This is a genomic window from Bradyrhizobium sp. 44 (assembly GCF_023073095.1).
In the GTDB taxonomy this organism is placed as follows: domain Bacteria; phylum Pseudomonadota; class Alphaproteobacteria; order Rhizobiales; family Xanthobacteraceae; genus Bradyrhizobium.
On the sequence record NZ_JADPIY010000014.1, the window covers coordinates 825,780 to 840,597 of the forward strand.

Genomic DNA, 14,818 nt, shown 5'->3' on the forward strand with positions numbered 1-14,818 from the left:
CCTGGAGCTTTGGCCCATGCGTATCCGACTATCGACCTGTTTCGCCGTGCTTGCACTGGCGTTGTCCGCGATTCCCGCGGGCGCCGAGACGGTGCTGCGCTACGGCATCTCGATGGCGGACATCCCGCTGACGACCGGTCAGCCCGATCGCGGCGCCGGCGCCTATCAGTTCACGGCCTACACCATCTACGATCCGCTCGTGGCGTGGGAGATGGACGTCGCCGACCGCCCGGGAAAGCTGGTGCCGGGACTGGCCACCGAGTGGAAAGTCGATGACGAGAACAAGACGAAATGGCGCTTCACCCTGCGCAAGGGCGTCAAGTTTCACGACGGCAGCGAGTTCGACGCCGATGCCGTGATCTGGAATCTGGACAAGGTGCTCAACGACAAGGCGCCACAATTCGACAAGCGTCAGAGCGCGCAGGTCAAGACCCGCCTGCCTTCGGTCGCGAGCTACGCCAAGATCGACGACTCCACGGTGGAGATCACCACCAAGACGGTCGACTCGTTCTTCCCCTATCAGATGCTGTGGTTCCTGGTCTCGAGCCCGACGCAATACGAAAAGCTCGGCAAGGATTGGGACAAGTTCGCGAGCCAGCCTTCGGGAACGGGCCCGTTCAAATTGACAAAACTGGTGCGGCGCGAGCTCGCCGAGCTGACCAAGAATCCGGATTATTGGAACAAGAAGCGCATTCCCAAGGTCGACAAGCTCGTGCTGGTGCCGATGCCGGAAGCGCTGACGCGCACCAATGCGCTGCTCGCCGGGCAAGTCGATCTGATCGAGACGCCGGCGCCGGATGCCGTGCCGCAGCTCAAGGCTGCCGGCATGAAGCTCGTCGACAACGTCACGCCGCATGTCTGGAATTATCATCTGAGCGTGCTGCCGGGTTCGCCCTGGACCGACATCCGCCTGCGCAAGGCGCTGAACCTCGCGATCGATCGTGAAGCCGTGGTGGGCCTGATGAACGGCCTCGCAAAACCCGCCAAGGGACAGGTCGATCCGTCGAGCCCCTGGTTCGGCAAGCCGAGCTTCGAGCTGAAATACGATGTCGCCGCGGCGAAGAAGCTGGTCGAGGAAGCCGGCTACTCCAAGGCGAAGCCGCTGAAGGCGACCTTCATTATCGCACAGGGCGGCACCGGCCAGATGCTGTCGCTGCCAATGAACGAATTTTTGCAGCAGAGCTTCAAGGAGATCGGCATCGACATCGATTTCAAGGTGGTCGAGCTCGAGACGTTATACACGCACTGGCGCAAGGGCGCCGCCGACGAGATGAACGCCGGCATCACCGCCAACAACATCGCCTATGTCACCTCGGACCCGCTCTACGCCATCGTCCGCTTCTTTCATTCGAGCCAGATCGCGCCGGTCGGCGTCAACTGGGGTGGCTACAAGAATCCGAAGGTCGACGCGCTGATCGACGAGGCCAAGCAGACCTTCGACAGCACCAAGCAGGACGAGCTGCTGGCGCAGGCGCACGCGCTGATCGTCGACGATGCCACGCTGGTGTGGGTGGTGCACGACACCAACCCGCATGCGCTGTCGCCCAAGGTCAAGCAGTTCGTGCAGGCGCAGCACTGGTTCCAGGACCTCACGACGATCGGGGCGGAGTGAGGCTCAAGGCCGGCGGCACTCAGCTTCCGCAAACACACCGTCGTCCTGGCGAAAGCCAGGACCCGTAACCACCGAATTCGTTTGGCGAAGATTGGTGGTTGGCCGCTCGCCGTAACAACTTCTCCCTGGGGCAATGGGTCCTGGCGTTCGCCAGGACGACAGCGAGTGTGTGGTTAGCTTCAAACCGCACATCTGCCCCTACTTCGTCAGCAGCGCATAGGCCCCGGTCCAGCCCTCCGGCGGTGGGTTGACCTGGAATTCCTTGATGCGCACTTCGTAGAGCTTGAACAGCTTTTCCAGAGTGTCGGCATCCTCGCTCCTGCGGCCGCGCTCGATCGCGTCCAGCGCGCCCTGCCAGTCGCGGCTGCGATAGCAGGCGAGCATTTCGATGGTGACGTTGCGCAGGCGCTGGAAGGCGCCCGAATGCATCACGTCCGCGCGGCCGGCGATGGCGTAGATCACTTCCGGCTCGGTCTTGCCCTTGACCATGATGAAGTCGAGCTCGAGAATCGCGAACTTGTCCTTGGCGGCGAGCGCGGTGCGGGAGCCAACGATGATCGGAAAGCCGTATTCTTTCGACTGGCCTTCCAGGCGCGAGGCCAGGTTGACGCTGTCGCCGAGCACCGAATAGTTCTTCTTCAGGTCGGAGCCCATGTTGCCGACCACGCCGATGCCGGTGTTGAGACCGATACCGACATTGAGCGGGATGTAGACGTGGCCGCCATCGACGGCTTCCTGCTCGCGGTCCTTGTTCACCGCGTCGATCTTCTCCAGCATCTGGATCGCGGCCTCGCAGGCGTTGACCTCGTGCTCGGCATCGTCGAGCGGCGCGTTCCAGAACGCCATGATGGCGTCGCCCATATATTTGTCGATATAGCCCTTCTGATCGATGATCACGTCGGTCAGCGGAGTCAGGAAGCGGTTCATCAGCGCGATCAGGCCCTGCGGATCGTGCTTGTAGGTTTCCGAGATGGTGGTGAAGCCGCGCACGTCGGAGAACATGATCGTCATTTCGCGCTCCTCGCCGCCGAGGACGAGCTTTTCCGGTGACTGCGCGAGTTGCTCGACCAGCACCGGCGACATGTATTGCGCGAACATGCCGCGAATCTGCACGCGCTGCCGCTGCTCGCGCACGAAGCTGGCAAAGATCAGCGTCAGATAGATCGCCGTGGTCGAGAGCAGCGGATAGGTGAAATCGATCAGATAGCGGTATTGCACGTAAAAGAACCAGGACACTCCGATCAGGATCGCGGCGAAGGTCGCGCCGGCAAGCACGAGGCGGACCGGTCCGAGGTTCGGCGTGAAGATGATGACGAGCAAGCCGATGATGAGCGCGGCGAGCAGCTCGACGCCGAGCGCGTAGTTCGGCTGGGATATTACCGCGCCGCTCAGCACGCTCTCCAGCACCTGCGCATGGATCTCGACGCCCGGCATGGTCGAGGACACCGGCGTGGTCTTGATGTCGTTGAGCCCAACCGCGGAGGTGCCGATCAGCACCAGCTTGCCGGCGATCTTGTTCGGCGGCACGGTATTGTCGAGCACGTCGGCAGCCGAGACGTAAATCGAGGGATCCTGGCGCGCATAATGCACCCACAGCTGACCGTTCCTGTCGGTTGGGATCTCCACGCCCTTGAGACGCACGGCCCGCACGCCGGTCTTGTCGGTCCGAACCAGCAGCGTCGGCGTGCCCGTGACGACGCGCAAAATCTCGAGGCTGAGCGAGGGCATGACCATGCCCTGGGCGCGCATGATCATCGGCACGCGCCGGATCAGGCCGTCGCGCTCGGTCTTGATCGAGAACAGGCCGCGGCCGGCCGCGACCTTCTCGATCTCGGGCACGTTGCGCAACAGCCCGGGAAATTCGAACAGGAAGCGCTCGGCGCCCTCCTCGCCGACCGTTGCGACGCCGGTAAAGGGCAGCGTCTTGTCGACCTCGGACGAAATCGCCCGCTGCCCAGTCTCGCCCAGGATCACGCGCGAGCGCTTGATCGCGTCGGCGAGGATCTGGTCGTTGCTCGGCAGCTCGCGCAGCTTGGCGCGGGTGGCGTCGTCCAGGTACCGCATCTGGCTCGCGACCAGATCCGGATTGAGCCGATCAGCCTCCGAGAACACCACGTCGAAGCCGATTGCCACCGCACCGTTATTGGTGAGGTTCTGGATCAGGTCGGCGATCCGCGTCCGCGGCCACGGCCACTGGCCGAGCTTGGCGAGGCTCTTGTCGTCGATGTCGACGATGGTGACCGGCCGCACCGTCTTGTGACGCGGATCGATCAACTGAAACATGTCGAAGGTGCGCAGCCGCAGTTCCTGGATCGGCGGCGGATCCCAGAGGCGAGCGCCGGCAAACACGACGAGCAGCGCAAGGCACATCAGCCGCGCAAATCCCAACTTCCGCGCAAACCACCGCCGCAGGATCTTGAGACGTTTCATGTCAGTAGGGCTTCCTGCCTTGCATCACGCCATGCGCGCCGATCATGCAGCGCCGGAACGCGATTGGCCATTCCTCAGGCCGGAGGATTATGGATTTTTTGCCGCGGTCAAGCCGGGCGCGGGCCGCAGGCAAGGCCCGGCCGAGATCAGGTGATATGGAAGATGAAATCGCTGCCCTTGAGGTTGGCGGCAATCACGTTCTTCAGCAGCAGCGACTCGTGCTCGGTGATCGGCGCCCCCTCCAGAGCGTTTACCTGCTGCTGCCAGGTGACCAGCGTGTCGTCGGTGCCCTGCTGCTGGGCAATCGTGAGACTGCCGATGGAGCTGATATCCGAGAACTGCCGCAGGTCGATCTTGTCGAGGCCCTCGGTAAAATCGGTGATGCTGTGCGAGAAATCAGTGACGGGATGGCCGTTATCGTCATACCCGATCGCACCCGGCGCGAACACGAACTGATCCTTGGCGTCGCCGCCGGTCAGCGTGTCGTTGGTATCAGTCGCGAAGATGACGTCCTTGCCGCTGGTGCCCTGCAGCGAGATGCCCTGGCTGGTGTCGCCAGCCTCGTTGAAGATGAAGTTGACGCTGTCGTAGCGGCCGGCGGAATCCGCAACCGTCAGCGTGATCTGGTCGGTCGCGGGCGGCTGCGGGGATTCATCGGTGCTGGCGCCGGTCGGATCGTAGGTGATGCCGGCGCCGTTCGCGAGGCCCGCGTTGATATTGTCGAGCGAGCCGGCTGTCGGGGAAAGATCGGTGCTGCTGACATCGGGATGCGCGGTCGACAGCGTAACGGTGAATGTATCCGTCGCCGCACCTGAATCGGTATCGATGACCTGAAGATCGGTGATGATCTCGTTGCTGTTCTCGCGGAGATGCTCGACCTGGAAGTGCTCGGTGTCGATCAGCGGGCCATTGGCGGGAGGCGCCGTCACTTCCGTGTCGATGGCGGTGAGCTCGTGCGAGATCGGCGTGGCGCCGCCGGTGCCCGTCGCCGTGAGATCGATCGTCGCAGGCGTCAACACGTCAGTCGTGACATCGCCGGTGTAGGTGTTGTCGATCGCATGTACGCCCAACGAGGCTGGCGTCCCGGTGAAGCCGTCGGCCGGGACAAAGCGGACCAGCGTATCGGTGCTCAGCACGAGCGCATGCGCGTCGCTGACGCCGGCAATGTCGACCCACTGGTCGGAGCCGGCGATTTCGTACTGCCAGACTCCCTGATCCGAATTGGCGTTGTCTGCGCTGACCGCGACGGCCTGGAAGCTCGCGCCGTCGTCAGCGTCGTGGAACTTGCCCGCAAAGAGATCGCCGACTGCGGAGCCAGCCGGATCTCTGTTATCTCCACTGACCGGGGCCAGCGTCGCGTCACCCAGAGTCGGTGCATCGTTGCTGCCGGCGATGTTGAAAGTGAGGACGCCGTTGCCGATGCCGGTTGGCGTGTGGCTGTCGTCGGGCGTGATCGTGTACTGCAGCGACAGCGTGTGGCCGGCGGCAAGAAAGTCGAAGGTCTCGCTGCCTGAATTGAAGTCCCACGTGAACGTGGCGTGGGTGGGGGAGCCATTGAGAATGTCCCCGGGCTGCACGGCCGGATAGTTGAGCAGCGTCGCACTCGAGGGCTCGCCGACATAGTCGGTCTGGAGCGCGCCGTCCAGATAGATATCGAGATGATCGACCGCGACCGTCACGTGATCGGTGGCATCGGCATCCGAAACCGTCAGCGTACCGTGCTTCACCAGTTCCGTATTCGTCTCGAGCAGATCCGAGCCGGAATGGTCGTTCGTTTCCGCCGTGATCGCGGGCGCATCGTTCTTGCCGGTGATCGTGATCGTGACGTCGGTTGTGCCGGTCTTGCCCTGGTGGTCATCAAGGGTGACGGTGGAGACTACCTTGGCGCTCTGGTTCTCGCCGAGGAAATCCAGCGCGCCGTCGGCGATCGAATAGCTCCAGGTGACGGTGCCATTGTTCAGCCCGGCCTGCGGCAGAAGCGTCAGTCCGCTCTTGAGCGCCGCGATCTCGTCAAGCGTGAGCGACGAAGTGAGATTAGTGCTGTGATCGGCGCCAAGCGAGGTCGCGACCTGGCCGGTGATCTGTGCCGTCGGCAGGTCGGTCAAGTCGATGTCGGTGAAGTCGATCGCGCCGGTCACGGGCGTCGACGTAACGGACGTGGCGAAGTCGCCGGTGGTGTCCGCCTGCTCGGAGACGCTCCCCGCCAGCACGCCGCCGGCGGTGAAGGCCGGCGCGTGGTCATCGGTCATCGTGATCAGCGTGTGGCCGGTGCCGTCGTCACTACCGGCGAAATGGGCATTGCTGTAGTCGGCGCCGGCCAGGTCCAGGCTGATGTGATTGCCGTCCGCATCGGTCACCGTCAGCACGCCGCCGGTGGAGGGATTGCTGTTGGCGACATAGACTGCGCTGGTACCGAGCCCGTACTTGATGGTCGACAGGTCAATCGTGTCGTTCGTGGACAGCGCCGCGATAGAGCCGCCGAAGGTCGACGCATCGATCTGAAGATGGGCGCCGTCGCCGTCGAGCGTGATCGTTTGCGTGGCCGTGACCGTGCCCTCGAGCTTCAGCCACGCGCCGACATCGACGGTGACCGAGCCTGCGCCCGACAGCGAGCCGAACAGCGTCAGGGTCCCAGCGTGGACCTCGATGCTGCCGGTATTGGCGACGGTGCCCGTGATCGACGCCGTGCCCCAGCTGTCGATGGTCGCGTAATTCTCGACGCTCAGCCCGGTCCCGGAGATCGACGCGCCATGCAGATCGATGGCGCCGTGGTTCACGATCGACGACGCGTTGCCGAAGATGCCGCTGCCGGCGACCGTCCAGGTGCCGCCCAGCTCGTTGTTGAAGGTCGCGCTGGCGACCGAGATATTGCCGTTGATGTGGCCGGCATTGTTGATCGTGATGTGGCCGCCGGTCTCGACGATGGCGTAAGTCGCGGCGGTCACGGTCGAGGCAACGGCTGGTCCGATCGTTCCGGTGGCGGAATTGTCGATCTGCGCGGTGCCGGTCGCGTTCTCCTGGATGAAGATCGCCGCATGGGCGCTCGGGGCCACGATCGATCCGGTATTGGTGATATGGGTCGAGCCGGTCGCGCCCACTTCGTTCTGCGTCACGCTGATGCCGGCGAGGCTCGTGCTGGTGATACCGCCGTGATTGACGATGGTGACGTCGCCGCTGCCATTGGCGATGGCAGACACGCCGACCGCACCGATGGCGGAGCCATTATTGGTGACGCTGACGGCGCCGCCACCGTGATCGAAGGCGCCGATCGCGGTACCGGCGGCCGTAATCGAGGAGGCCGCGCCGGTCGTGACCGTGAGGTTGCCGGCACCCCAGGTAAACGCCTCAATGCCGTAGCCCGCATCGGCGATAATCGTTGCATCGCTCGTGACGGTGACGTCGCCCTTGACCGCATTCGAGAACGTGCCGGTCCCGCCGGGCTTGTAGCCGGCGATGATCCCGCCGGGAGTGGTGCCGTCGTTATTCGAGGTCGAGCCGGAGTGGATCGTGCCATGGGCCTCGACGGAGATCGTGCTGCCGAGGCCGCCAGCGATCGCAGTGGCGTAGTTGACCGCCACGATGCCGGTGCTGCCGGACGTGATGCTGTCGCCGTTCGCCATGGTAACGCTGACGTCGCCCGCAGCGATGCTGTAAGCCCTGATGCCGTAGCTCGTCGCACCCGAGATCGTAACATTTTCGCCAAGCGTGACCGTCACGTCGCCAGTGCCGCCGCTCAATGCCGAGGCGTTGATGCCGACGCTTTGGGTACCGCTGACCGAAATCGTGGTCCCTGCGAAGCTGGTCACCCTGACGTCGCCATTGCCGTAATTGTAGGCGTCGATGCCATAGCCCGCCGCGGCGGTGATGTTGGCGTGATTGCTGATGGTGACGGTGCCGTTGACGTTGGTATTGGCGCTGGATCCGGTCGTGCCACCGGTGTAGCCGGCCTGGATGCCCGCCGGCGTGTTGCCGCTCTGGTTCAGGCTGCTGCCGGAATTGATCGTGCCGTAGGTCGTGACGGTGATGGTGCTGCCGTCCGACGCGTCGATCGAGTTTGCCCGATTGACCGCGATGATGGCAGAACTGCCCGACGTGACGGCGCTGCCGGCCTCGGTCGTGACGGTCTCGCTGCCACTGCCATAGCTCCGCGCGCGGATACCGTAGACGGAGCTGCCGGTGATGGTACCGCCGGCGTCAATGGCGATGTCGCCGTTGCCCTGCGTGGTCGCGTCGACGCCGTATGCGCCGCCGACAGCGCCGCCGAGCTGGGTGATCGAAATGCCGCCGGCGCTGGCGCTGTTCAAATTCTCGACGAGAACGCCGACCGAATTCGCGCCGGTGCCCGTCGCCTTGCCGGTGAGATTGTTGACAGTGATATCGCCAGCGCCGGTCGCGCTGTCGCGCAGCCAGATGCCGTGGCCGGCGAGGCCCTTGATGTCGCCGGTCGCCGTGAACGAGATATCGCCGGTACCGTTCTGGGTGATTGCGACGCCATTGGCCGCGCCCGTCAGTGCACCGGTGAGCGCGAGCACGATGTCGGCGGGCGCTGCAGATGTGCCGCCCGATGCGGTGAAGTCGAGTGCATCGCCGCTCGATGTCGTGATATCGGCCGCGCCCTTGATCGTGAACCTGCCGGCATTTGTCGACTGACCGGTAATGGTGCCGGTGAAGCTCTGGCCCGCCACCTTGTCGAGTTGCAGCGTGTCGACGCCACCGGCGAAGGCAATGGTCTGCGCCGTCGCCCCCGCGAGCTCGAGTGTCGCGCCGTTATCGATGGTCACCGAGCCGACACCGCTGAGGCCGCCGGCGAGGTTGAGCGTGCCGGCCTGCACCTCGATGGTGCCGGTGTTCGTGACCATCGCCGAAACGGTATTGGAGCCGGATACGCCGTAGAGATTCCCGGCATTGCTCAGGCTGCCGCCATTGATCGAGACGTCGGTCAGATAGAGCTTCGAGGTACCGTCGACCGTGATCGTCCCGGCGGAATTGGTGACGATGACGCTCGCAAGCTTCAGCGTGCCGCCATGGACCGCCATGATATCGGCGGAGTTGACGATCAGCTCACCGGAAATATCGAGTTCACCACCATTCGCCTGGATCAGACCGTGGTTGGTGATGGTGTGGAGGATGGCGGGATCAATCGTCAGCGTGCCGCTGGTCACCGTGATCGTGCCGGTGTTGGTGATGTCGGCGTTGTTGATCGCGCTCGTGCCGGTCGATTCCAGCGTACCGGCAATCGTCACCGTACCGCCGTCAATGGTCGCGCCCTGGAGATCGAGTATCGAGCCGGACTCGACCGAGACATGACCGCTGCCGGTGTCGGTCACCGTCACCCCGATCAGCTTCAGTGTCCCGTGATTGATCGCCGCCAACGTGCCGGTGTTTGCGACGGCTTCGCCGTTGATGTCGAGCTCGGCGCCATTGGCCCGGAGGATGCCGTCATTCGCGATCGAGCTTGCGGAGGTCGTCGCCAGCAGCGTCAAGGCGCCCAGGGTTGCCTCGATCAGATAGTTGTTCGAGATATTGGCGTCGGTAATCGCAGTTGTGCCGGTCGAATTCAGCGTGCCCGAAACGGTGAGCGCGCCACCTGTCAGGCTCGCACCGTTCAATGTCAGCTTGCTGCTTGCATCGACCTTGACCGTGCCGTGATTGGCGATTGCGGTGCCCGCAACTGTCACGTCATCCAGCGTCAGGATGACGCCGCTCTCAACCGTCACGGCAGTGGTGCTCAGCGTCGCTGATTTATCGATCTTGCTGCTGCCAATGACATCGATCGTGCCGGTGCCGTTGACGGCCCCGCCCGAAATCTCCGTGCCGGACAGTGTCAGCGTCTGGCCGCCGTCAACCGTCACCGTGCCGGTATTGGTCACGACGTCGTTGAGCAGCGTCGCAGCGCCGGCGATCTCCAGCAGGCCGGTATTGGCGACCGCGCCACCCTGGATGCTGGCGCCGTCCTTGAGCTTGACGGTGTTGTCGAGCTCGATGCCGCCATTGTCCGTGATCGCCGAGCCCGACACCGTGATGCCGTCCAGCGTCAACTGGGCATTGGCGCTAACTGTGGCCGTGCTCAGCGTCGCGCCGCCGTCGATCTTGCTGGCACCAGTGACGTCGATCGTGCCGAGACCGTCGATCGTACCGCCGCTGATCGTCGCGCCGTTGACCGTCAGCTTGCCGTTGGCATCGACCGTGACGTTGCCGGCATTCGCAACCGTCGAGCCCTGATCGACAGTCAGCGCGCCATTCGCCAGCACCTCGATGGTGCCCGTCGTCGCATTCGTGATTGTCTCATGGTCCAGCGCGTTGCCGGTGCCGCTGACCTTGAAGGCCGCATTGTTGTTCAGGATGCCGCCGCTCAGCACCGCAGCGCCGGTCAGATCGATCTCGCCGTTGCCGGTGACCGTGCCGGTGCCGCTGATCGTGGCGCCGTTCACCGTCAGCTTGCCGTTGGCATCGACCGTGATGTTGCCGGTGTTGGCGACAGTTGAACTCTGGTCAACGGCCAGCGCACCGTTCGCCAGCACTTCGATCGTGCCGGTGGTCGCATTCGTGGCCGTCTCGTGGTCGAGCGCGTTGCCGGTGCCGCTGACCTTGAAGGCCGCATTGTTGTTCAGGATGCCGCCACTCAGCACCGCAGCGCCGGTCAGATCGATCTCGCCGTTACCCGTGACCGTGCCGGTGCCGTTGATCGTCGCGCCGTTGACCGTCAGCTTGCCGTTGGCATCGACCGTGATGTTGCCGGTGTTGGCGACAGTTGAACTCTGGTCGATCGTCAGCGCGCCGTTCGCCAGCACTTCGATCGTGCCGGTGGTCGAATTCGTGATCGTCTCGTGGTCGAGCGCATTGCCGGCACCGCTGACCTTGAACACTGCATTGTTGTTCAGGATGCCGCCACTCAGCACCGCAGCGCCGGTCAGATCGATCTCGCCGTTACCCGTGACCGTGCCGGTGCCGTTGATCGTCGCGCCGTTGACCGTCAGCTTGCCGTTGGCATCGACCGTGATGTTGCCGGTGTTGGCGACAGTTGAACTCTGGTCGATCGTCAGCGCGCCGTTCGCCAGCACTTCGATCGTGGCAGTGGCCGCATTCGTGATCGTCTCATGGTCCAGCGCGTTGCCGGTGCCGCTGACCTTAAAGGCCGCATTGTTGTTCAGGATGCCGCCGCTCAGCACCGCAGCGCCGGTCAGATCAATCTCGCCGTTGCCCGTGACCGTCACCGTGCCGGGGCCGCTGATCGTGGCCCCGTTCACCGTCAGCTTGCCGTTGGCATCGACCGTGACGTTGCCGGCATTCGCAACCGTTGAACCCTGGTCGATCGTCAGCGCGCCGTTCGCCAGCACTTCGATCGTGCCAGTGGCCGCATTCGTGATCGTCTCATGGTCCAGCGCGTTGCCGGTGCCGCTGACCTTAAAGGCCGCATTGTTGTTCAGGATGCCGCCGCTCAGCACCGCAGCGCCGGTCAGATCAATCTCGCCGTTGCCCGTGACCGTCACCGTGCCGGGGCCGCTGATCGTGGCCCCGTTCACCGTCAGCTTGCCGTTGGCATCGACCGTGACGTTGCCGGCATTCGCAACCGTCGAACCCTGGTCGATCGTCAGCGCGCCGTTCGCCAGCACTTCGATCGTGCCGGTTGTCACATTCGTGATCGTCTCGTGGTCCAGCGCATTGCCGGAGCCGCTGACCTTGAAGGCCGCGTTGTTGTTCAGGATGCCGCCGCTTAGCACCGCAGCGCCGGTCAGATCGATCTCACCGTTGCCTGTAGCCGTACCGGTGCCGCTGATCGTGGCCCCGTTCACCGTCAGCTTGCCGTTGGCATCGACCGTGACGTTGCCGGCATTCGCAACCGTCGAGCCCTGGTCGATCGTCAGCCAGCCATTCGCCAGCACCTTGATCGTGCCGCCGGAGGTGTTGGAGACGGTCTCATGGGCGAAATCCGCGGTGCCCTTGACGTTGACGGCTCCTGAATTGTTCAGCGTGCCGTCCTTGAGGACGCTGCTGCCGTCGAGTTCCAGCGTGCCGGCGATGGTGACCGTGCCGCCGCTGATGGTGGCGGTGTCGACGATCAGCGTCGTGCCGGCATCCGCCTTCAGCGTGCCGCCGGCATTGTTAATTCCGGCGAGCGTCTTCAGCGTGCCGCCGAACAGCTCGATCGTGCCGGAATTGGTGATCGTGGTGCCCTCGGCGAAATCGCCGCCGCCCTTGAGCGTCAGATCGCCGGCGTTGGTGAGCACGCTTCTGTCCAGGAACTCGGCCTTGCCACCAACCGAGATCGTGCTTGCCGTGAAATTGGTGAGCTTCGAATCGGCCTTGAGGCTGACCTCGCCCGCAATCGTCAACGCACTCTTGTTGATGACTTCCGGTGCCGTGTGGCCGACCGTGGTGTCGTAGTCGTTCATCGTGATCGACTTGGCATAGGCAGCCGCGTCGATCGTCACCGGATAGGACGGCGTCAGCCCGTGCAATTGATCCGTGATGACGATGACGTCGTCATTGATGGTGGGGACCGTGCCGGTTTCCCAGTTGGCCGCGTCCTTCCAGAAGCCGCCGGAGGGAGCGCCGGCATGGTCGGTGGCGATCCACACCACGGCGGGAGCGTCGGTGCCGGTGATCGTGACGGTGATGGTCTGCTGCGAAGTGGCGCCTTGCGCGTCCTTGAGCGTCACGGTGTAGACCAGCGTCAGCACTTCACCCTTGGGGATGAAGTCGGCGAGATAGACCGGCAGGTCAGCCAGCGACCAATTGATGGTGCCGGTGCCGCTGCCCTTGCTGTCGGCGCCCGCCGCGATCGCGACCGACATCGCGCTCTGGAACGCCGCGAGCGGGCCCGGCGGAACGCTACCGTCAGGCAGGGTCGCGCTGGTCAGCTTGACCGCTACCGTGTGGGTGTCGGTGAGGTCGACATCCTTGAAGGTCAGCGTGCCCGAAGTCGGCACCTCGCTGGTGAGCGGGCCACCCGGCACGCTGGTGCCGCCTTCGAAGATGATGACCGGAACGCTGGTGGTGATCACCGGCTTGTCGTTGGTGCCGGTGATCGTGATGGTGATGTCGATGGTCGACGCTTCGGGATTGACCGAGAAATTATTGTTGACGCGGACCTTGTAGGTCAGCGTCAGCGTCTCACCCGCCGCGAGAAAGTCGAAGACGTGGTCGGGAATCGTGTAGGTCCAGACCGCCGAGCCGTGGTTGGTGTTGCCGCCATTGGCGACCACGTCGATGTTGATCAGCGTCGCAGCAATGTCCTGCTTCTGGAGCGCGGTGAGCGATCCGGTGACATCGTGCAGCCCGGCGTCCTTGTAGACGTAGTTGGGCGCGTCGGCGACGCTCATGCTCACAGTCGGCCGGTCGCCCAGGTTCTGGTCGTCGAAGGTGATCAGGCCGGAGATGGTATCGTAATGGGTTGTGTCGCCGGTCGTGTCCGCGCGCTCGGTCAGCGGGAACGCCTTCTGCACATTGCCATTGAGATCGAGGCTGCGCGCAAGGGGCGGGCCGGGAATGCGGGTGCTGGTCGCCGGATCATGGCCGGGCCCCTGCGATGTCGGCTCAGGGAGATGCGTGAAGGTCGCGGTCGCGGTGGCACCGGTATCCGTCTTGATGAAGACAACGTTGCCGGTCTGCGTGATCGAGTCGGTGAAGTTCTGGGTCAGCTTGGTGTTGCTGTTGTTGTCCGTGAACTTCAGCGTGAACACGTCCGTGATCAGCTTCTGGATGTCCGGCGACATCAGCGCATTGGAGATCGAGACGTTGCCGCCGCTGATCTGGATCATCTGGCCGGCCTGGTTGACCGTCGCGATCGGCAGCAGCGTGACCTTGTCGAACAGGATGTAGGAGCCCGTCGTGCCGTTCGGCTCGACCAGCACCTGGAAGCTCGCCTGCGGCTGCGGATCGCCGCCGCCGGCGGGAACGACGAAGTTGATCTGGCTCAGCACCGCCGTGCCACGGATGCCCATGGTGGCGACCGGCGTGTCGACCTTCATGTCGCCGTGCTTGGCGGTCTCGCCGGCAACGAAGGTGATGGTGCCCGCGACCAGACTGAGCAGCGAGGAATTGTTCGACCCGTTGGGGTCGTAGACCATCTCGTTCAGCACCATCCGCGCATTGGAGGACAGGCCGAACACCGTGCCGTCGATGAACGTGATGCCGAGCGTCGAGTCGCCACCGGTCGAGACCACGTCGCCCTTCTCGACGTTGTCGCCGTTGTTCAAGATGACGGAGACGCCGTTACGGACCGCGGTCGCGCTGCCGGAGAGCTTGGTGACGTGGCCGATAACCTGCGCGGCGGCAATTCCGGAGGCGGCCTGCGCATATTGCACATGGCCGGTGAGTGCGTTGACGACGTCGCCAGTGAGGTGCGCGCCGTCGGGCGAGGCGATCGCCGCGCGCTTGTCGCCCCTGAAATAATCGTGAACGACGAAATCGTGCCCATCATGGGACAGCACGAGGTCGAGGCCGGCGCGCTTGAAATCGCCGTTGAAGATCAGGTTCGGGTCGGGAACGACGAACGCGCCATCAGGCACGTGACCGTGCGCCTTGGCGGTAAAGGAATCGACGTGGCCATCGGCGGGCGATCGGGAACCCAAGCCGTCCAAGGAAATCGCGGCGTCAAATTTGCCAGCGTAATTCAATCCGGGCACCAAAAAAGGAGTTAAAATCTAAGTAAGTATCGCTCGCCTAAACTTGCATATCATTACCAAGTCCTTAGTGAAACCACCTATTGCTTGTGTGATTTGGCATCACCAAGCGGTCGATGCTCTCAGGCGGCTGGGCGCCCGCAGAGAAGCC

At 63.7% G+C, this 14,818-nt stretch carries 3 protein-coding genes; 1 reads left to right on the plus strand and 2 read right to left on the minus strand.

The features are described 5' to 3' along the window. The first annotated feature begins 16 nt into the window (after window positions 1–16). Window positions 17–1,612 (plus strand): ABC transporter substrate-binding protein, encoded by a 1,596-nt coding sequence (locus IVB41_RS14795; protein WP_247432175.1) that lies wholly within the window; start codon window positions 17–19, stop codon window positions 1,610–1,612. 198 nt (window positions 1,613–1,810) lie between these two features. Here IVB41_RS14795 and IVB41_RS14800 read toward each other — a convergent pair whose 3' ends face one another. Next, window positions 1,811–4,042, minus strand: a complete 2,232-nt coding sequence (locus IVB41_RS14800; protein WP_247432178.1) for a CHASE2 domain-containing protein — start codon at window positions 4,040–4,042, stop codon at window positions 1,811–1,813. 146 nt (window positions 4,043–4,188) lie between these two features. Continuing rightward, on the minus strand, window positions 4,189–14,616 hold the full coding sequence (locus tag IVB41_RS14805) for a VCBS domain-containing protein (RefSeq protein WP_247432182.1): 10,428 nt from the start codon (window positions 14,614–14,616) through the stop codon (window positions 4,189–4,191). Window positions 14,617–14,818: the final 202 nt, after the last annotated feature.

Excerpts from the sequence above, each read along its gene's own strand:
- IVB41_RS14795 (WP_247432175.1), top strand. The coding sequence starts at position 17 with ATGCGTATCCGACTATCGACCTGTTTCGCCGTGCTTGCACTGGCGTTG.
- IVB41_RS14800 (WP_247432178.1), bottom strand. The coding sequence starts at position 4,042 with ATGAAACGTCTCAAGATCCTGCGGCGGTGGTTTGCGCGGAAGTTGGGA.